Below are 18,687 nucleotides of genomic sequence, written 5' to 3' on the forward strand. Positions count from 1 at the left end.
CTCGCTATGACGTGGGCAAAACGACCAGACGACCCGAGAGCATCGCTGAACGTAATCAACTCAAAGCTCACAAACCATAAAAAACAAGCTGAGGCGGAATCCAGTGCCTGGCACGCCGCGCCGATGTCGCCCTGGTCGGCCTGGTGCTGGGCCACCAGCAGGTTCACGGCCGCCAGGGCGTAGCCGGCGGCCGCGGTGGGGCCGGGGTCGGCGGGACGGTTCTCCGCGCGCGGTGGGGCGGGCGTCGCGGCGTTTCCTGGCCGTCGGGCACGTGATGACCGACTGCGGTGGCCCCCGTGGCCGGCCGAGGGACGGGCAGGGCGACGGACCGGCGGCCACGGCCTGTACACAGCCCCTGCCTCACCACGCGCAAAGGTGCTGGCCCCCTGCTCGAGGAACGGCTCACTGCCCCGCCTCCGGATTGACGCGGCGTCAACCGCACCGCACGGTCGCCGTAACCGCGGCCCGGGATGAGCGTTCATGTGATGAACGGCGGGTGCACCGCCGGTCTCCGGTCGGCCGCGGTCCTCGAACCCCTCGGCCGGCCGGAGGCCCTCTTCCGCCTTGTGCGCAGCCGTATCTGGTGTCTCGCTCCGTGCTGGCAGGACGAGCCCACGATCCACTCCGGCCCGGACCCCGGTGATGCGCATGATCGACGGGGCGTGCCGTGCCGGGCGGTGTCCACCCAGGCGCGTTTACCTGGTCGTACCAACCAGGCCCGCTAAGCGGAGGTTGAGTACCAAGGCGCGTTCCTGACCGGCTGAGCCTCGTGTGGGGGTGGAGCACCACAGAGGAGGGCGGTGCTCCACCAGTACCCCTGCCGACGGAAGACGAGCGGGAGGAGGCCCTCCGACAGCAGGGGACACCCACAGCCTCCACACTCCCGCACACAATCGGGAAAAAGAGGGCAGACACACCGCAATCGGACGGGTAGCACGTTCCGGTATGGGTCCCTCAGCGGACGTACCTGCGGCTTGCTGAGGCAGGCCAGGCTGGTCGCCCGAGACGCAGGGCACGCCGGAAGCGCTCGGCCTGGCAGGCACCGGCCACCGGGCCGGCAACTCCCGGCGAGCCAGATCCGGCCGGCTATCGGGTGGGACAAGTACGCGCAGTGCGGCGTCCGTCCCCGGACTCCCTTAAGCAATGCCCCCTGGCATGCCGGGGGTATCGCAGGATGCGTTCAGCCGGTTCACTGCGGCGTGGGCTGGGGGGCGGCCCGGGACGGCTGCGGGGGCAGTGCAGGAACCGTCGTCGTGAGGCAGGGCCGGCCTGCCGGGTCGGCGGCATCCGGGACATTGATGGTGGAGGCGGCGGTGAACAGGGCGGCCGTCTGGGTCAGGTGCAGCAGGCGGGTGACGGCCGGGCCGGCCGCGGCGATCGTCACCGTCTTGCCCGTCATCAGTGCCGCCCGGCGCACACGCAGCAGCGCGTTCAGGCCGGCGCAGTCGCAAAAGCGCAGGGCCCGCAGGTCAAGGGCTATGCCGTGGCGCGAGTTGTGGAGGGCGGAGCGCAGGTCGTGCTCCCAGCCGGGTGCGGCCTCCAGGTCGACCTCGCCGTGGACCGCGACCAGGGGGTAGGTGCCGTGTCCGCGCACCCGGACGCGCGCTCCGGGGCCGGGGTGCGAAGGGTGGGTGGCGGGCGGCGCGGGCGGGGCAGCGCCGTCTGCGTGATCTGGCATGGCTACCCCCAGGGGTCGGCTGCAGCGGTGGGTTCAGAATCGCCTGAAGCGTACGTCACGTCAACAGATACATGAAATCTCTTTCATGTATGTGGCGTCACAGGTTGTTCCGTAAACTGGCCGTATGCAGCCATCGAGCGAATCGCACACCGGGTGGACGTTCCTGACCAACCACGCCCGGGTCCTGGCCGCCATCGCTGATGACCGGCACGTGCGTGTACGGGACCTGGCCGTGCACTGCCGGCTCACCGAGCGCGCCGTCCTGCGGATCATCACCGACCTCGAAGAGGCCGGCTACCTCTCCCACGTCCGCGAGGGCCGCAGCAACCGCTACTCCATCGATCCCGCCAAAGTGCTGCGCCACCCCGCCGAAGCCGACGTCCCCGTCGCCTCCCTCCTCTCGGTGCTGGTCAAGGACGAAGCCGACCGCACCCGGCCCTTCGACCACGCCTGACCCCTCTCCAGGCATCACGACCCGCTCCGGCAGGGACAGAGCCAGGCAGGGCGCGAGGGACTCTGGCCATGTGCGGCGCACGCGGCACATGGCCGGGCGCGTGCGGTCGGCGGCTGGCCGAAGGCCCAGCGGGACACGTCCTATTCGTCCTGTTCGTCTGGGCGGCCGATGCACACCTGCGGCGAGGGACGGCCGGTGGCGAACGGCGGGCGCGCAGCATGGCCAGGGGTGTCGGGGATACGGCAGGCGGCGCTGGCGGGCGTGCTGGTGCCGCTACTGCGGGCGGCGGCCCGAGGGCGCTGCACCGGGGTCGTCGGCCAGGGCGACGGTGGCGATGACACGTTTGCCGACCGGCTCGCGCCGGGCCTCGAAACTCTGCGCGCACAGCAGGACGATCTCCAGGCCGTGCTGGCCGACCCGGCCCACGTCCGCCGCGCACGCCAGCGGCAGTAGCGGATCGGAATCACACACCTCCACCCGCACCGCGTGGGCCAGGAGGGTGAGGTCCATCAGCAGCGGGCCCGGGGCGTACTTGCAGGCGTTGGTCACCAGTTCGCTCACCACCAGCTGCGTCACCTCCACCGCCCGCCGGGACACCGCAAGGCGGCGGACGTGCTGGGCGCGGGTGAGGAAGTCCGCCGAGAAGCGGCGTGCCCGGGCGATGCAGCCACCGTCGCCCTCCAGGGCCAGGGAGGCGTGCAGGTTGCCGGTGTCCGTCATGATGCCGCCTTCGCGGGGGCCGACGGCGCAGTTTGAACCACTCGCTTCCCCCGGTCTGGGCCGCGCGTACCCCGCACTCCGCCTTCCACACCGGTTCGCACGAAAGCCCTCCCCCGTGTACAAAACGGTTGTCGTCAAAGGCCGTTGACCCCTCCGGCAAGCTCACCTGAGTGTGGGAGCATCCCGGATATGGCACCCCAACCGAGGACGGGATCCGCGGGCCCGGACCTGCCGGGCGCGCTGACCGTCACCTCGCACGTCCACGACGGTGTCCTCGTCCTGCACCTGGCAGGCGCCCTCGACCACAACAGCGGCCAGGCCCTGCGCCGCGCCCTGGACACCGCGGACCCGCAGCTCTGCCGCATCGTCTGCGACCTGGCCGAACTCACCTTCATGGACTCCACCGGCATCAACCTCTTCATCACCATCCACCAGCGCGTCTCCCCGGCCGGCGGCTGGCTGCGGCTGGCCGCCGCAGGTGAGACCGTCCTGCGTCCCCTGGAGATCGTCGGCCTGGACCAGATCATTGACCTGTACCCCACCCTGGGCGACGCCCTCACCGCCTGACGGCCACGGGCCGGAGCACCCCGTAACTGCCCGGGTGATCGCCCGCGCACCGGCCCGGCCGCGCATCCAGCACTACCTCACCGGGGACCTGCCCCGCCCGGAGTCAAGCGTGCACCGCGTTCTCCTCCACGGCCCTCGGTCTGGTCCTACGGGGGTAACCGGAGCTGGCCTTCAGGCGCGGAAGTAGACCTGGATGGTCGTCCCGTGACCCGGAGCACTGTGGGTGCGCACGAGGTCGGCCACCACGTTCACCAGGAGGAGACCCCGCCCGCCGAGCTGGTCGCGGGCGGGCAGGTGGCGCCCCGCGAGCGGATCGGTAAGGACTCCGTCGTCGTGGACCTCGAAGACGACCTGCCCGTCCTCCCACCACAGACGCAGGCGGCCCTCCTCGCCGCCGTGCACCACGCTGTTGGTCGTCAGCTCGCCGACGGCCAGTTCGAAGTCGCCCAGGCGGTCCTCGCCGAGGCCGAGCCTGGCCGCCCACGCGGTGGCGTACCGGCGCACGGCCGTCAGCGTCGCCTTCGTGAACACCGTCGCCACCACGCCGGGCGGTGCGGGCAGGGGCTCGTTGTAGCGGGCGACCAACGCTGTCGGGGCGAAGTGGCGGCTGCGCTGAACCGTGCCGGACCGGATCACGGTGGGGTGGGTGGCGAGGGCGTCGGCCAGGACCGGCTCGGTCAGGCGGGTGGCGTCGTAGGGGCAGAGAATCGTCACGCCGCGTCCCTCGAACGCCAGGTTGATCAGCGCCTCGTGCTGCGCGCAGGCGGGGTACTCAGCCGGGGTGCGGCCGGGCCAGATCGGTTCACCGATGATCCGCGCCCGGCGTGTGGGGTGGCTGTCGGCGAAGGCGCGCAGCACGCGGGGGATGATGCGGCCGGGGTTGCGTCCGGCCTGCTCCATGTCGAGCAGGCGCACCTGCCCGGCCTGCGCGCCCAGTTCGGCCCGGATCAGGGCGAGGTTGGCGGCGGGTACCGCCACCGCCACGGGGTCACCGGCGGCCAGCCCTTCGCGGACGAACGCGGCCGTGCCTGCCACGTACTCCTGTTCGTCCTTGTAGAAGAGCGCCGGGTGGTCGAAGTGCTCGGCGGCAGGCGGCAGACAAGGTGCGGACACGGTGCTCATACGGCGGCCACCTCGATGGCGGGCAGGTCGGGCCAGAAGAGTTCCAGCAGACGGCTCAGGGCGGCCGGTGGACGGTCCAGGACCAGGCGGTGGCCGGGGCCCAGTCCCTGAGCGGTGACTGCCAGGGCCGTGGCGCCTGCCATGTCGACGAAGGAGAGGTCGGAGAGTTCAAGGTGGACGGGGCCGCCCGGCTGCCGCGCCAGCCGACTCAGCGCGTGCTCCCACACGTCCTGCGTGCTCAGGCAGACCTCTCCGGCGACCTTGAGCCCGGCACGATCTGTCAGGGGGTGGATGCGCAACTCGGCCGCGGATGCGTCCTCTTCAGCGGGCACCGCATGCCTCGCCCGTGGTACGGACACTCGCTCCCCCGCCCTCTCGCAATGTCAAGCACTGTACTCCCCCGGTCACTGGCCACCGCGCCATGCAGGCGAGCGCCGGGATGCTGGTTCACCGCCTACCGGGACCACGTCGCGGCCGGATGGGAACGGTCGTATGCGTGATGCCACGCAGTCAGGGAAGGCCAGCGCCAGGGCATGCGATGAGCAGTTGCACCGAGGCGCCACGGCTCGGCAACTGCGGCGGGGCGAGGATGCGCGAGGTGCTGGCCCGAACGTCGGGACTGCACCGGCTCAACCCTCCAGCTCGTCGAGTAGATCGGTGCACACCTGCGGCAGGGGTCGGCCGGTGGCGAACGCGCGGGCGCGTAGCAGGGCCAGCGCGTCGGTGATGTCGATGTCGCGGCGGGCGGCCAGGCGTCCGGCGGCCCGCTGCGCCCGGCCCCAGTGGGCATCGATCATCTCGGCCGGCTCCCACGGCAGGGGCTGCGCGCCGCCGACGTGCTGCAGGGAACGCCGCAGCAGGATGCCGGCGACCGCCCTCGCTGCGGCGCTGGCCGCGGGGAGAGGGTCCTCGCCGTGACACCAGGGGGTGTGGCGGACCAGATCGATCGCGCCGATCGGCTGCCTGGTGTTTGCGGGCGTGAGCGGCAGGGCCAGGAGCAGCGCGACGTGGGGCAGCTCTTCGCGCAGGCGGGAGCCGAAGACGGGCCACTGGGACAGGTACTCGCCGGGGTCCAGGCACACCACCGGGCTCCCGTATTCGGAGGCCTGCATGCACGGCCCCTGCCCGGACTCGAACTGCAGCTCCTCCACGCGCAGCGCATCCGCGCCGCTGGCACACAGCACCTGGCGTGCCTCGGTGTGCGTCAGCAGCGACATCGAGGCCCCCGCCACGTTCAGGCTGTCGCACAGGGCGCGGCACAGCCGGTGGGGCAACCCGGCTTCCTCGCCTTTCGCGGCACGCTCGATCGTCCGTACCACCCGTGCAACGTTCACCCGCCACGGGTGCCCACCTATGCCGCGCCCATGTCCTGGGCGCCCCGGCATACGCACCACACCGGGGTCAGGCGCATCGGCCGGTGGGTGCCGGTGGCCCTGCCCCCCTTCACCCGGGCCGCTCGCTGCCGGGCTCGGCGTTCTGGCCGAAGTGGGCGGCCGGCACAGGTGGCAGAAGGCCGGAGTCGATGACCTCCGAGGCGGTGGTGTTGATCGGCTCCTGGCGGCGGCGGGCGTGGGAACGGATGGCGTCGAAGGCATCGTTGACGGAGATGTTGTGGCGGGTGGCGACGATGCCCTTGGCCTGCTCGATCAGGACGCGACTGTGCAAGGCCGTGTGCAGCTGCGTGTTGACGGTTTCGTGCTCGCTCCGGGCGCGGGCGTGCAGCAGGCCGATCGTGGCGGCGTCGGCCAGGGCCTGGGCCAGCAGCAGCTCTCCGGCGGCCGGGCGGGCGCGCTCGCCGGTGCGGAGCAGGAGCAGGGCGCCGATCTCCTCCTCGCGCAGCCGCATCGGCACCGCACCGGGCGGGGCGTATCCGGCCTGCGCACAGGCGAGGTCCAGGGTCGGCCAGCGGGCGGGCCCCTGGTCGAAGGTCTGGTGGTCAGGGGCGACGGCGTGCCGGGACTGGCAGGCCTGAACGGCGGGGCCTTCCAGGCAGGCGGCCTCGATCACCCTCTGCAGAGCGGGCGCCGAGGCACGCGGCACGGGACAGTAGAGGGACGGGCCGGGACGGGCCAGGAGCACGACGGCCTCGGTGGCCTCCAGCAACTCAGTGCAGCGCGCGGTCAGCCGCTGCAAGAAGACGTCCTGGTCGAAGTCCTGGACAAGAGTGTCGGCGAGTTCCACGAACGTGGCCGCCAGCTGTTCTTCCCTGCTCATGAGGCAGCATCCTCTGCTAAAAAGTCTGTGTTGTACGCGAACCGGGCAACTCGCCCCTGCCGCGGCTGTCGTGGGGGGACACCGGCGCAGGCCGCCTGCGGCTGCGCCCCGACGGCCGACCGAGGAGCTCAGGCCAGCGCGGCCGCCACCGTGGGATACGCACCGATCACGGCGGCGACTCCCACACGTTCGAGGACGGCCAGCACCTGCTCACTCGCACCGGCCAGCCGCAGCCGGCCACCGGCCTTGGCCGCCCGGTGGTGAGCGGTGAGCAGAATGCTCAGGCCGGCGGAGTCCATGAAACGCACCGCGGCGAGGTCGACAACGATCCGCGGCGCGAACGCGGTGCAGGCGGCGGTAAGAAAGCGGCACAGGCGCGGACCGCTGGTGCAGTCAAGGTCACCGCACACCGTGAGCACCACCGCCCCACGCACGACGGCAGCGGTCACGCTCCAAGGGTCGGCTCCAAAGCTGTCACGGTTCTCGGGCACGGATTCCTATCAATCGCTGCCCGCCCCGCACGGGCGAGCCCGCACGGCAGCCTAGGCACACGGGAAGCGGCCCGTACAACGGTGTGTAGCAACGGCAGTTCGGGGCACGCGTCGCCTTTTGCGCCGGATGCGGTGTGGGGACATACCGCCCCGCAGTGGCCGACCGGGAGACCGGACAAGGGTGGTCCCTCCGGCTGCTTTCCGAACCGGAGGAACCGGAGCGGACGCCGTGCGCACCGGGGTGCACGCCCGCCCGGCCACCGTGTCCCCTTTTGCGTTTCCTCTACACCTGAGTCCCCGTGCCCTGAGGCTGGTTCTTCCGCTGGACTGCGTCCATGCGGCGTCGGTGCGGAAAAGCGGGGTGGGAGCCCGGTTTCTCGCGAGGCGTCGCATTGACGGCGGCACAACCTGCGAGGGTGCATGGCTCGTTGAGCGCGTGATGCAGCCCCGACCGGGGTGTGTCCGAGGCTGGCCTTCCGGCGAGGACCCGCCCCGCGAAGAAGGAGCTGGGCGGCGTCCGGGCCGCCGTGGTGCTCGTCAACAATTCGACAGGATGCGGCTGCGCGTCTTTCGCTGCGGAAGGCGGCACTCTACGCTCGACGCAGACGGGACGGCTGGCGTGATGCCGCCGCCCCTTTGAGGTTCCCAAACCCCGAACCGTCTGTTGAGACGGCTGGAGCCGCACCGCCGACGACTACACGGCTCCAGCACCGGCCCTCTGGGTGTCGACCGTCCTACGAGGCATCCCGCTAGCCTCGCGTCCGTCCAGAGGGCGCCTCACCCGCAGCAGGCAAGCACCGCTGCGCGGGCCCCGGGGCCACTGCGCCCGGAGACGCCCACAGCCTTCCACCATCGCGCCCACCTGTCTGCCGCTCGCGCAGCCGTCACGGGGACGCTTTGACGCTTGATCTCACCTCGTGCAGGTGCCAGCGCGGGATGCCCGCGTCCGTGCGCCCGCCGGACGGCCGCGCCCCGGCTCGAAGACCTCGTTGCGGGCACACAACTGCCGGTACAGCTCGGTGCGCACCTTGACGGGCAGGACGCCGCTCTGGCCCCAGCGGACGGTCAGGAGCGCCACCCGCCGCAGCTTGATGTTCGTCCGCTGCGACACCTCCCGCAGCACATCGAAGGCGTCGGCGGGCGAGATACCGGCGACACCGATCAGGACACCGATCGCCCGGTCGACATCCGCATGGGAGACGACCGCCTCCTTCAACTGCGCGACTTCCCGCTCCAGCTCCGCCACCCGCGCCTGGGCCTCCTCCAGCTCCGGGCCGGCGGGCTGCCGCGCTTGATCGAACGTCACCTCTTGCCTCCGGGGTCCTGGGGGGCATCGGGCCCTCTTCCTACCGCCGTCCCGCCTACCCCGGACCCCGTTTTGGCACGCCGCCGTCCCGGTCACAGCCGTGGCCTGCTCATCCTTGTGCACGACGCAGCGAACAGCCGTGCGGCACGGTACGGGCCCGGGCCCCTTCTCGTGCGCAGGTCCCGAGGACCCGGCGGATCTCGGGGGGTGCGCCTTCGACGTGCTGCAGGCTCGCCCCCGGTCGGTAGCACCGGCGAGAGACGCCGGGGCGCCGTTGTCACCCCGCGAAAGGATCGACGTCGGCGCCGGCGAAGCGTGCGGCGGGAAGGCACCGGCTCGCGCCGAGGGCCCTGCGCTCCGGCGCCTGATCGGTTTCACGAACGAGCCGCCTCGCGCTACCTGCTCGGCGCTGGCGCCCTGCATTCGGCCCCGGGGCGGGTCACAGGTCTGCACCGGCCAGGACGGCGGCGGACAGCTCCGGCAGCGGCTGCCCCGAGGCTGTCCACCTGGCTCGCAGCAGGCTCAGCGCCTCTTCTGTGCTGATGTTGCGACGCTCGGCCAGCATGCCGCTGGCCTGGTGGGTGCCGCCCCAGCGCGCGTCGATCACCTCCACCGGCTCCCACCCGCCCGGTGCACCCGGCTCCGTCTCCTGCAGCAGAGCGCGGCCGCGCTCCAGCAGGGCCTCGGTCACCGCCTCGGCCGCAACTTCCGCCTGCTCCACGCCTATGCCGTGGCGGGGCTGCGCGCGTCGGTAGATCACGTCCATCGAGCCCACGCTCTGACCCTGCGCCATCAGCGGAACCGCCTGTACCGCTCCGATCTCGGGCAGCCGCTCATCCAGCAGCGGCCCGAACACCGGCCACACCGACTGCGGCTGGCGCACGTCACTCCACACCACCGTCACCGCATGCCCTGCCGCAGTGAAACAAGGCCCCTCCCCCACCGCGAACTGCAACACACCAAATTCTGCGCCCAGTTCACCCGACGCACACAGCAACTGGCGCTGCGGCAGGTGTGTCAGCAGCGCAACCGCCACCGCATCCGCACCGAGCCCCTCCCGCACCACCGCACACATCCGCCGTGGCACTTCTCCCGCCTCCGGTACCCCTTCACCGCTACCCGTACCCGCCGGCCTATGGCGTCCACCACGATCCCAACTTCCCTTGCCCGTACTGTCCACGGCAACGAGTACCGCGCACACGACATTGATGCCGAACCCGCGGGACTATCCCCGGGCGGGCGCCCCGGCTCCTTCCCTGCACGCCGGGCGGCGGCTTGACGAGGTCGCGGCCTGAGGTGAAGTGTTCGCCTGCCGCCGGCGCACGCCATCTGTCACACTCCACAGCGAGGTTGCACGTCGGCGAGGGCGGGGAATTCGTACCTCATGGGGGGATTCGGCGGCAGAGGCACCGCCGGGGAAGGCTTCGGCGCCCGGCGCAGGCTCTGGCTGACGGTCGGCTGTCTGCTCTCCGGGGCCGGGGCGGTCGGTCTGCTGTGGGCGGTGCGGGCCGCCCAGCGCCCGGGACTCGACGCTTCTGCACTGGCCGGGGTACTCAGTTTCGGCACGAGCGTGCCCGGTCTGTTGGTCGGCCTCGCCTCGCTGGGAGTGGCGTGGGAAGGGTATCGGGCGGACCGCCGGGAGGCCGCGGACGGCGTTCAGCTCTCCGCCGTCGCGGACAGCCTCGCGCTCGCCCTGCGCAACACCTGGAGCACCGAGGCGAAAGTGCGGCAGGTGGACGGGAGCGGTGCCCTCACCGTCTCCTGGCTCCCTGCACCCGCTGAGCTGACCGAGTCCTGGCAGAGGATCTCGGGAACTGCCACCTCCTGGCCGTCGAGCGCCGCACGCGACCCCCGTACGTGGGCGGCCCACCCAGGAGGTCTCGGCGGAACCGGGCCCAGGCGCCTGGCGGAAGTGTTCGCACAGGTGCCCACGCGGCGCCTGATCCTGCTGGGCCGGGAGGGGTCGGGCAAGTCCGTCCTGCTGGCCCAACTGCCGCGGCAGCTCCTCGAATCGCGCGACACCAACAGTCCCGAGCCCGTCCCCGTACTGCTTTCGCTCGCGTCCTGGGACCCGGTGCGGGAGCCCGATCTGTTCGCCTGGATGGACCGCAGACTGGCCAGGGACTTCGAGTTCCTGGGCCCGCCCGCACCCGAGCCGCAGCGCTCGGTCAGCCGGGCGCGGGCGCTGCTCGACAGCCGGTACCTCCTTCCGGTGCTGGACGGTTTCGACGAAATCAAGGAAAGCTTCCGGATGGAGGCGCTGCGGAGGATCAACGCCGCGCTGAAGTCCGGCCAGGGCATCGTCCTGGCCTGCCGCACTGCGGACTACCGCGGTGCCCTGCTCGACGAGCCGACCGACGGAGGTGCCCGGCCGGCGCCCCTGTCCGGGGCCGCCGGGATCGAACTCCAGGACCTGACGGCGGAGTCGGTGCGCGGCCGCCTCTGCGAGGGCGACGACGCCCTCCTCACGGAACGCTGGCGGCCGGTCACCGAGCAGCTCCACGACGCCTCCCGGCCGGTCACCGGCGCCCTCGCCACCCCGCTGATGGTGTCATTGGCCGTCGACATCCACAATCCGTTGCCCGGAGACGTCGTCGCGCGCTTCCCGTCCCCCGCCGACCTCGTCGTGGCCCCGACCACGGGTGCACCGCGCACGCGCGGCGAAATCGAGGACATGCTGCTGTCCGGCGTGCTGCCCGCCGCGTACGCCCGGTACGACGAGGGGCGCCCGGCACGCTGGACGACCGCACAGGCGGAACGGACCCTGACACTCCTCGCCCGCCATCTGCGGAACAACCTGAACGGGACGACGGATATCGAGTGGTGGGCCCTGCGCCGGACCGCACCCCGCATCGTCCACTCCTTCGTACTCGGGCTGCCGCTGTGGGTAGCACTCGCCGTCGCCCTCGCCGTACTGCCCGCCTCCGACGTGCCCTGGTGGCAGGTCGCCATGGTCGGAGTCGTCGCCGGAGGGTGGGCACTGGGCACCCTGCACGCCTTTCTCACACCGAAGACGGAACCCGCCGACCGGATCCGCGTCTCGTGGCCGGGGGTCGCGGCGACGGCCGCCGTCTGCGGCGCGGTGGCCTACCGGGAGGATCCGGGCACCGCGGTACTGGTCGTTCCGCTGGTGCTGCTCGCCGTCTTCCTGGGGTTCGGCTGGAAGGCGACCAAGGACGCGGACATGATGATCGCGCTGGATCCGCTGTCCCTGCTGGCGCGCGACCGCAGGGCCGCACGCACCCTCGTCATCGGTTTTCCCCTGCTAGCGGCGCTTTTGATGACCGGTCTGCTCGTCGTCGGATCCGTCGTCCGGGGCCCGTCGGTGTTCGCCGGCGTTCCCTTAAGCGAGTTGGGTTCCACCTTGGCGGGGCTGCTCGCCCTCGGCCTGTACTCCGGGGTGCTGGTGGCGTTCCGGCACACCGCTTCACCCGCCCTGTCAATCACGTGCTGGTACCTGGCCCTGCGCCACGGCACCCCACGCGACCTGATGGCCTTCCTCGCCAACGCCCACCAGCAGCGCGCCGTGCTCCGCCGCGTCGGAGCCGTCTACCAGTTCCGCCACCTCGACCTCCAACGCCACCTCGCCGACCACCGACCGGACTAGCGCCGGGCGGCGGCCGCAGGGCCGGGAGGGCCGGGCAGCCTTTCGGTGACGTCGGAGGTCCGGGACGATGTCCTCGTCCTGCACCTGGCGGGCGCGCTCGACCGCCCCGGCGGACAGGAGGTTGGGCGCGTCCTGGACGCCGCTCTTCGCCCATCGCCGGCGCCCTGTGCCCACGCCCTGAGGAACTATGACCTGACTGGGTAGTCTGGCGGACGACATATACACGCCGGGTTTTGCAGGCCGGTGCGGTTCGCCGCATGCCGACGTTGCGGGGGCGCCGACGGGCGGGGTGGCGGGAACAGATGCCCTCCTACCTGTTCGTCCCACGCTCTGAAGGCGCGCGTGCGCACCAGCTGCCATGCCAGCCCCTCAAGCAGCGTGTCCCCGTCCCAGTCCTCCAGCGGCCAGTGGCCCTGGCGGACCTTCCGCATAACCAGTGCGAGCGGGGTGTCGACGCGGTTGCCCAGGTAGGTCTCCAACACGGTACGGCGCTCCCCCGCGGCGAGCGGGTCACTATTGAAGTGCCGGGCCGCAGCCGCTGCGCGAAGTGGTGTCCGGTATTCCGCACCGTCACGCCAGCGCCCCAGCACGTGACCGTCCTCGGCGAAGGCGCGCAGCCAGTGACGTGGCACCAGATGATGCGTTTTGGACACTCCCATGCCCGCAGAGCCTACGCAGGATCGCGGTGACCGGTCCCACTGTTGAGCGGAGGAAATGCACGACCGCTTGGGGGTGGGAGTGCCCGTTGCGTGCTCTTTTCTGGGGTGGGGGGTGTCGCTACCTTCAGGGGGTGACTACTCCGCCGTTGCCTTCGCCTCCGCCAGGCGATCGTTTGGTGGACAGGTTGCGGGACGAGTACCGCGGGTTGTCCCGGTTCAACCGGCCGGTCTACTGGCTGTTGACGCGCGGGCTGTGGTGGCTGCTGGGCTTTGGATCCCTGTATGTGCTCTGCGGCTTCCTCATCGGGTGGACCACCTCGTACGAGGTGATGGTCGGCATCACGTCGCCGGCGCAGACCCGGTTGCGCGCCTTGAGCTGGATGCTGTCGTTGACGGGCTGGCTGGCCACTCCGGCGGCGGTCGGAGGGATCGTCGGCTATCTGGTGAACCGGCAAGTAGACCGGCGCAGACGTGAGTCGGAGTCGGCGGTGCTGGCCCGCATGCTCAGGGAAGCCGGCTTCGAGGCGCCTCCGACTGGCGGGGGGAGCTCGTGACCTCGCTGAAAGAGCTGTACGACCGCGGCGGCGAGTCCAAGCACTTCGCCGAGGAGTTCACCAACAAGGCGCACGCCGGCGACTGGAGCCGGAGCAGGGATCACTGGACGCGGGTGGTGCGCCATATCGCCGATCACGTGGCCGAGTTCGACGAACTCTCTGCGGAACAGGCTCTGCACCGCGCGGAGCAGTTGGCACAAGCGCAGTGCCTCATGCTCGCGCAAGTGGGAAGGTGTTGGGCATGCGCCACTCCGTGACGCAGGCACGCTCGGGCGCAGAGATTGGAGGCGGTGCACGTGCCTGAAAAGGTACCGGCCGGCTCCCTGATGGAAGAGATGCTCGCAGAGGCATTGCCGGAAGCCTCGGACGACGTGGTGGCCGCCGCGGCCGCAGTCGTGTCGGTCGTGGGGCGCCGCGAGACCACCGCCGCCGATGCCGAAGCCATGCGAAGCCTGCTGACCATGCTCGGCCTGCCGCCCGAGGCCGCCAGTGGATCCGGAGGTGCGACCGTTTTGGCACCCTCGGCACAGCGCCCTGCCCCGGCATCTCCGGCAAAGCGGGCGACTCCGGCAGGAGAAGCCCGTCCCCTCAACGAAATGCGGTTCCTGACGCCGGCCGAGGTGGCCTACGTCATGCAGGTCTCGAAGATGACCATCTACAGGCTTGTCCAAAGCGGCCACCTGCCCGCGATCCGGGTCGGCCGCTCGTTCCGCGTGCCCGAAGGGGCGGTCCAGGAGTACCTGCGGGACACGCACCGGACGGGACACAACCCAGCCTGAGATGGGGGCCACGCCGGCCTACGGACAGCGCAAGTGCAGCGTGTCGATCACCGACGACGATGACCCCGGCTGGTGCCCCGCGTGGGATGCGGGCTGGCAGCGCTGCCTGCGCCTGCTCCAGGCGCACCTGGCTGGCGGCGCGAGCCTGCTCACAGAGGCGGGGGGTGTGGTCCAGGGCGAGGACCTCGGACGCTGGGTCACCGCCCAGCGCCACGGCTTCGAGCAGCTGCTCCCGGCGCAGCAGTGGCTGGTGGGTGTCCTCGGCATCGAGGCGGCCGAAACCGAGGAGCGGCCGGTGAAGCGGACCCAGGAAGACAAATGGCTCCTCAACCTCGCCGCCGCCCGCCAGTTCCACGCTCGCCAGGGGCATCTCAACGTGCCGCGGAAGCATGTTGAGGAGCTGCCGCTGGAGCTGGCCGGGCCCGCCGCCACCAGACGCGAGACCACGCCGGAGGGGACCATCCGGATCGGCCTGGGGATGTGAACGGCGAACGTACGCCGCCGCGCCAACAAACTCACCGACGAACGGCGGTCGGCGCTGGACCAGCTCGGCATGCGCTGGTGAGGTGCATGCGCACGGGACGATTCTGCGTCACAGCTCATGCCGACCGACGCTTCCGGACTCGTGTGCCCGCCCTCCGGCGCGCGGCCAGAACCCCCGGCTCAAGCCTCATATGCGGAGGAACGACGAACTTCGGCCGGTTGAACAGGATGACGAGTACTTGGGTGTGGCTCTTTCTGAGTGAGATGGGGGTCAGGCCGTGAGGGAGTATCGGGGCTGGTCAACTGGGTAGTTCCGTTGATGTTCGGCGGCGAGGTGGTGCTGCCAGTAGGTGTCGAGGTCGCCGTTGGCGGCGACGGCGCGGAGTTTGAGCACGGCTTCGGCGCCCTTGAGGCCCCAGCGGGCGCCGCTGATGTCGAGGCGGTCGGCGATGAGGTGCCTGGCTGCTCCCTCGATGATTCCGGTGGCGATGGGCCATCCGGCCTCAAGTGCCCGGTCGTAGTGGAGGAAGTCGTTGTTGTTGCGCAGGTAGCGGACACAGACGTCCGCGCCCTGACGCTGCTCCTGGGGCAGGCCGGACGCATCGGCCTGGGCCTGCAGGGTGTCGGCGACGCCCGCGGCGTCGCCGTGCAAGATGGCCAGCGCCTGCGTGGCGGCCCAGTCCTCGGTGCTCTTGTCGCCGGTGTGGTGGAAGCACCAGGCCGCCGCCCAGATCTTCTCCAGGACGTGGATGATGTCGATGACGATGTGCACGTCGACGTGGTGGAAGCGGGCTTCGGCCCGGACCAGGTCGAGTTGATGGCGGGCGCCGTCGACGAGGACGACCCAGCTGCGGCGATGATGAGGATCGCGGGCCTGTGCATGGGCAAAGACCTGCCCGACAACATGTTCCGCGTCGTGGCGGACGGATGCGCACAGCCACTTCTGCCGGGCGAGAGGGCCAGGTCGCGGGGTGTCATCGCCGGCTCGTTTGCCGGGCGGGGCGATCACGTCGTGCGGGCGGCGTGGTGCGGGCTCGGCGTCGTAGACCGCGCCGAGCGTGGCCATGCGCTTGCGGGCGTTCTTTTCCCCGATGGCCAGGCGGGTGCGGAAGGTCCGCTGACGGCGGGCGGCGGCCTGCCGGGGGGCCTCGCGCAGGGCCTCGGGCCTCATCACGATGCCCTTGCCGTCCGCCGACAGCACCAACACCGTCGCGGCGGTGCAAGGCTGAACGACTCTGGCTTCGTAGTAGGCGTCGATGTCACCGGCGGCCTCGACGAGTATCTGGGCGAGCCGGCGCTTGCCCAGGATCGGGCCGCACCGGCGGTCAACCGTCTCCTTGGTGGCGTCGTAGGACGTCCGGATCGCGTGCTGGATGACGAGGCGGGCCAGGCCGTGGGAATGTCGCCCTTTCGGTAGCGACAGGACGGCATCGGCCGGGTGCACGTTGGCTGTCTGCAGGCGGCGCCATGCGCAGCGGGACACCGTGACCGTGCCGAACACGGTTGCCAGCAGTCGCTGGTGGCCCGTCTCCAGACGCGGGCGGAGCAGGCCGTCAGCACCGACCACGGCCGGCCGGCTCTTCGACACGGCCTCCCGTTCGCGTCGCTCCCGCAGGTCCAGGTGGTCCTGGAACAGTTGCCGCAGCAGGTCGCGGCCCCGCATCTCAAGGAGCTCCTCCAGCTCGTGATGGGGCAGCTCACCGCTGTGGGGCGAGGCCAGATCCGTCACGAGCACGCCGAACATTTTCGTCGCTTCCTCAAACGAGTCAGCACTCGGCGGCATGTCGTACCGTCGCATCGCGCTCTTCTTCCTGCGGGCGTTTTGGCTGGTTACCTCCGACCGTAGGAAGAAGAGCCCTCAGCCGCCAGAGTCCTGGTCACCAGGCCCGAAGCCGTCCGTCGGCGCGACCATTGCGAACAGGCCAGGGCTGTCCTCGCTCAGCCACCCCCGACTCGCCAGACGCTTCAGCTTCACCCGTACCGACTCCACCTTCGAGGCGCCGTCACCCCAGCCGATCGCCACCGAGACCGCCTTTGACCGCATCGGCCGCCCCGCCGCCTGCAGCACCTCCATGATGTCCCGGTACGACGACGGCAGCACCGAAGCCGCCGTCCCCGCCTCCCGCATCGGCACCGTCGTCACCCCGATCGGCCCGGCCATCTCCGCCCGGTGCCGGCCCGCCCTCTCCTGCTGGTCCGCGGCCGCGTCGTCGAGGATCTCCCGCACCACCTGGCGGGCGATATCCACCCGCGCGAGCATCTCCTCGAACCCCTCGAGTTGCTCACCCAACTCCGCAACCTGCAGGCGCAGTTCCTCCACTCGCTGCCGGATCGCCCACTCACGCCGTTCCAGCTCCTCCAACAGAGACGCCATGACCCCACCCCCTCACCCCGAAGGTAGGAGCGACCAGCACCCACGACCAGCCCACCTGCAAAAAACCCCAGCTCAGCCAGTCACTCGAAAGGAACCGGACCCCCATTCCTTTGCGGCAGCTCTTTTCTCCGGCGGACAGCCGGGTGCGGAAAGTGTGCTGAGCCCGCTCGGCCGCTTTCCGGGTCACTTCGCGCAGGTGACCGGGGCGCATGACGATTCCTTTGCCGTCGACGCTGAGCACCAGCAGCGTGTTGCTGGCGGCCGGAGCCGGTATGCGGGTGGCGTAGAAGGCGGCGATGTCGACCGCGGCGGCCCGCACGAGCTGTTCGGCCTGCCGCTTGCCGATGACCGGCTGCCCGCAGTGGCGGGCGATCGCCTCCAGCGCGGTGTCGTAGGAGCCACGGACGGCCTCGAGCACGGCCAGTTTCCGCACGCCCAGGCTGTAGCGCTCATGGGGCAGGCTCAGGACGGCGTCGGCCGGATAGAGGTTCGCCAGGCCGGGAGCGCGCAGGGCGCATCGAGTGACGGTCACCGGCCCCAGTGTGGTGGTCAGTTGGCGGTGGTGGCCGGTCTCCAGGCGGGTGCGGCCAGCGGCGAGGGCGGCCCGGCCGGTGGCGTTCAGGGAGGTCAGGGTGGCTGCTTCCTCGGCGGCGCGCAGGTTTAGGTGGCCTTGCGGGAGCAGACGGGCCACCTCCCGGGCGCCTGTCTCGGCGATGTCTTCCGCCTGGTCGTGAGACAGGTGCAAGGCGTCGGGGCTGGAGAGGGTGGTGATGAGAGAAGTGAGGCAAGAAGCGGCATGGTCAAAGGGGTCAGCCGCCTGCGGGGCGGCATACGCTCCGTTCATCGGGCTCTCGCTCTTCGAGTGTGGAATTGGTTGGCACCTTCGACGCTAGGGACGAGAGCCCGAGTCCACACCGGCGTGACCCGGCACCGCAGGCGGCTGATCCTGCTCCGGCGCATTCGCAGCCGCCGGCGCGGCGAACAGTCCCGGTTCCGCCTCGGTCAGCCAGCCTCGCTCGACGAGTCGTTTCAGTTTCGAGCGGAAGCCCTCGACCTTGCTCTTGTCCGTCGACAGGCCCAGCGCCGCACACAGATGATGTGCCCGCATCGGGTGCACCGCATCGGCGAGGACCTCGACGATGTCCTGGTACACGGGCGGCAGTTCCGCAACGGCCAGGCCCGGGCGGTAGTCCGGGATCAGACGCACCCCCACCGGTGACCCCGCCGCCCGGATCTCACCCGCCAGGCCCGGATCCGCCGGCTCGGCCTCCGGTATGTCCTGGCCGGGTCCGGTGACGTCACCGGACAGGATGTCCGTCATCGTCTCCCGCGTGATCTCCAGCCGGGTAAGCACCGCTTCATGATCGGCCAGCCGTTCGGACAACGCTGCGATCCGGTCCTGCAGTTCGCCGATCCGCTCCCGCTCGACAGCTTCCCGCCGCTCGATCTCCTCTTGCCACGAAACCATCGCCACCACCCCGGAAGACCCGACCAGTCGACACCACGACGATCGAGCACACAGCACCCGCTCAGCAACCACCCAGGTCAACGCCAATCCACAGCTCACTCAGGAAGAGCCGCACCCATCCTCTTTCACCTGCTTCAGGAGTACGCCCGCCACGTCGGTCACCTCGACGTCGCGCGCGAGCTCATCGACGGCCAGACCGGCGAGTGAGTCA

Annotated in this window: 21 protein-coding genes and 1 pseudogene; 8 read left to right on the forward strand and 14 right to left on the reverse strand. The window is 70.7% G+C overall.

The window, feature by feature from the left end; all coding sequences use genetic code 11:
* Positions 1 to 1,189: 1,189 nt before the first annotated feature.
* Positions 1,190 to 1,678, reverse strand: a complete 489-nt coding sequence (locus tag ACH4RC_RS37175) for an STAS domain-containing protein (RefSeq protein ID WP_398208718.1) — start codon at positions 1,676 to 1,678, stop codon at positions 1,190 to 1,192.
* 124 nt (positions 1,679 to 1,802) lie between these two features.
* Between ACH4RC_RS37175 and ACH4RC_RS37180 the strand changes: the two genes are divergently transcribed.
* Positions 1,803 to 2,132, forward strand: coding sequence for a helix-turn-helix transcriptional regulator (locus tag ACH4RC_RS37180; RefSeq protein WP_398208719.1), 330 nt, complete (start codon positions 1,803 to 1,805; stop codon positions 2,130 to 2,132).
* A 273-nt stretch (positions 2,133 to 2,405) separates the two neighbouring features.
* Here ACH4RC_RS37180 and ACH4RC_RS37185 read toward each other — a convergent pair whose 3' ends face one another.
* Positions 2,406 to 2,852: an ATP-binding protein gene (locus ACH4RC_RS37185; RefSeq protein ID WP_398208721.1), complete on the reverse strand. Its 447-nt coding sequence runs from the start codon at positions 2,850 to 2,852 to the stop codon at positions 2,406 to 2,408.
* A gap of 189 nt (positions 2,853 to 3,041) precedes the next feature.
* On the opposite strand from ACH4RC_RS37185, the gene ACH4RC_RS37190 reads away from it, so the two are divergent.
* Positions 3,042 to 3,419: an STAS domain-containing protein gene (locus tag ACH4RC_RS37190; RefSeq protein ID WP_398208722.1), complete on the forward strand. Its 378-nt coding sequence runs from the start codon at positions 3,042 to 3,044 to the stop codon at positions 3,417 to 3,419.
* A 171-nt stretch (positions 3,420 to 3,590) separates the two neighbouring features.
* Here ACH4RC_RS37190 and ACH4RC_RS37195 read toward each other — a convergent pair whose 3' ends face one another.
* The 7 genes from ACH4RC_RS37195 to ACH4RC_RS37225 all read right to left on the reverse strand — a co-directional run bounded on the left by ACH4RC_RS37195 (position 3,591) and on the right by ACH4RC_RS37225 (position 9,627).
* Positions 3,591 to 4,541, reverse strand: coding sequence for an anti-sigma factor RsbA family regulatory protein (locus ACH4RC_RS37195; RefSeq protein ID WP_398208724.1), 951 nt, complete (start codon positions 4,539 to 4,541; stop codon positions 3,591 to 3,593).
* Positions 4,538 to 4,873 (reverse strand): STAS domain-containing protein, encoded by a 336-nt coding sequence (locus tag ACH4RC_RS37200; RefSeq protein WP_398208726.1) that lies wholly within the window; start codon positions 4,871 to 4,873, stop codon positions 4,538 to 4,540. The genes ACH4RC_RS37195 and ACH4RC_RS37200 overlap by 4 nt, the downstream gene beginning before the upstream one ends.
* A 297-nt stretch (positions 4,874 to 5,170) precedes the next feature.
* The gene (locus tag ACH4RC_RS37205) at positions 5,171 to 5,815 is read right to left on the reverse strand and encodes a hypothetical protein (RefSeq protein WP_398208728.1); all 645 of its coding nucleotides are present in this window, start codon (positions 5,813 to 5,815) and stop codon (positions 5,171 to 5,173) included.
* A 169-nt stretch (positions 5,816 to 5,984) separates the two neighbouring features.
* Positions 5,985 to 6,755: an ANTAR domain-containing protein gene (locus tag ACH4RC_RS37210; RefSeq protein ID WP_398208730.1), complete on the reverse strand. Its 771-nt coding sequence runs from the start codon at positions 6,753 to 6,755 to the stop codon at positions 5,985 to 5,987.
* Between the two features lie 128 nt (positions 6,756 to 6,883).
* Positions 6,884 to 7,204, reverse strand: coding sequence for an STAS domain-containing protein (locus tag ACH4RC_RS37215; RefSeq protein WP_398208732.1), 321 nt, complete (start codon positions 7,202 to 7,204; stop codon positions 6,884 to 6,886).
* Between the two features lie 952 nt (positions 7,205 to 8,156).
* Positions 8,157 to 8,552, reverse strand: a complete 396-nt coding sequence (locus tag ACH4RC_RS37220; protein ID WP_398208734.1) for an ANTAR domain-containing protein — start codon at positions 8,550 to 8,552, stop codon at positions 8,157 to 8,159.
* 439 nt (positions 8,553 to 8,991) lie between these two features.
* On the reverse strand, positions 8,992 to 9,627 hold the full coding sequence (locus tag ACH4RC_RS37225) for a GAF and ANTAR domain-containing protein (protein WP_398208736.1): 636 nt from the start codon (positions 9,625 to 9,627) through the stop codon (positions 8,992 to 8,994).
* Between the two features lie 309 nt (positions 9,628 to 9,936).
* On the opposite strand from ACH4RC_RS37225, the gene ACH4RC_RS37230 reads away from it, so the two are divergent.
* A complete protein-coding gene (locus ACH4RC_RS37230) occupies positions 9,937 to 12,159 on the forward strand; it encodes an NACHT domain-containing protein (protein ID WP_398208738.1) in 2,223 nt (740 codons plus the stop codon).
* A gap of 185 nt (positions 12,160 to 12,344) precedes the next feature.
* Here ACH4RC_RS37230 and ACH4RC_RS37235 read toward each other — a convergent pair whose 3' ends face one another.
* A complete protein-coding gene (locus ACH4RC_RS37235) occupies positions 12,345 to 12,818 on the reverse strand; it encodes a DUF4238 domain-containing protein (RefSeq protein WP_398208740.1) in 474 nt (157 codons plus the stop codon).
* A gap of 185 nt (positions 12,819 to 13,003) precedes the next feature.
* Between ACH4RC_RS37235 and ACH4RC_RS37240 the strand changes: the two genes are divergently transcribed.
* From ACH4RC_RS37240 to ACH4RC_RS37255, 4 genes are all read left to right on the forward strand, one after another.
* Complete coding sequence (locus ACH4RC_RS37240; RefSeq protein ID WP_398208742.1) at positions 13,004 to 13,372, forward strand: DUF6313 family protein; 369 nt, start codon at positions 13,004 to 13,006, stop codon at positions 13,370 to 13,372.
* Positions 13,369 to 13,629: a DUF6313 family protein gene (locus ACH4RC_RS37245; RefSeq protein WP_398208744.1), complete on the forward strand. Its 261-nt coding sequence runs from the start codon at positions 13,369 to 13,371 to the stop codon at positions 13,627 to 13,629. Before ACH4RC_RS37240 ends, ACH4RC_RS37245 begins: the two co-directional genes overlap by 4 nt.
* A 339-nt stretch (positions 13,630 to 13,968) precedes the next feature.
* Entirely contained in the window at positions 13,969 to 14,151 is a 183-nt protein-coding gene (locus tag ACH4RC_RS37250) for a helix-turn-helix domain-containing protein (protein ID WP_398208851.1), read from the forward strand.
* 40 nt (positions 14,152 to 14,191) lie between these two features.
* Positions 14,192 to 14,635, forward strand: a complete 444-nt coding sequence (locus tag ACH4RC_RS37255; RefSeq protein ID WP_398208746.1) for a helicase associated domain-containing protein — start codon at positions 14,192 to 14,194, stop codon at positions 14,633 to 14,635.
* Between the two features lie 270 nt (positions 14,636 to 14,905).
* On the opposite strand, the gene ACH4RC_RS37260 is transcribed toward ACH4RC_RS37255, so the two are convergent.
* The 4 genes from ACH4RC_RS37260 to ACH4RC_RS37275 are packed head-to-tail and all read right to left on the reverse strand — an operon-like array spanning position 14,906 to position 18,563.
* The gene (locus ACH4RC_RS37260) at positions 14,906 to 16,432 is read right to left on the reverse strand and encodes an ISKra4 family transposase (RefSeq protein ID WP_398208748.1); all 1,527 of its coding nucleotides are present in this window, start codon (positions 16,430 to 16,432) and stop codon (positions 14,906 to 14,908) included.
* Between the two features lie 60 nt (positions 16,433 to 16,492).
* The gene (locus ACH4RC_RS37265; RefSeq protein WP_398208750.1) at positions 16,493 to 16,996 is read right to left on the reverse strand and encodes a hypothetical protein; all 504 of its coding nucleotides are present in this window, start codon (positions 16,994 to 16,996) and stop codon (positions 16,493 to 16,495) included.
* Complete coding sequence (locus ACH4RC_RS37270) at positions 16,974 to 17,852, reverse strand: hypothetical protein (RefSeq protein WP_398208752.1); 879 nt, start codon at positions 17,850 to 17,852, stop codon at positions 16,974 to 16,976. The genes ACH4RC_RS37265 and ACH4RC_RS37270 overlap by 23 nt, the downstream gene beginning before the upstream one ends.
* 45 nt (positions 17,853 to 17,897) lie before the next feature.
* Complete coding sequence (locus ACH4RC_RS37275; RefSeq protein WP_398208854.1) at positions 17,898 to 18,563, reverse strand: hypothetical protein; 666 nt, start codon at positions 18,561 to 18,563, stop codon at positions 17,898 to 17,900.
* Between ACH4RC_RS37275 and ACH4RC_RS37280 the strand changes: the two are divergent.
* Positions 18,552 to 18,683 (forward strand): annotated as a pseudogene (locus ACH4RC_RS37280) (DUF664 domain-containing protein); the annotation flags it as partial. The gene ACH4RC_RS37275 and the pseudogene ACH4RC_RS37280 sit on opposite strands and share 12 nt — an antisense overlap.
* Between the last annotated feature and the right edge of the window lie 4 nt (positions 18,684 to 18,687).

It is taken from the genome of Streptomyces sp. NPDC016845 (assembly GCF_044332585.1).
GTDB lineage: Bacteria > Actinomycetota > Actinomycetes > Streptomycetales > Streptomycetaceae > Streptomyces.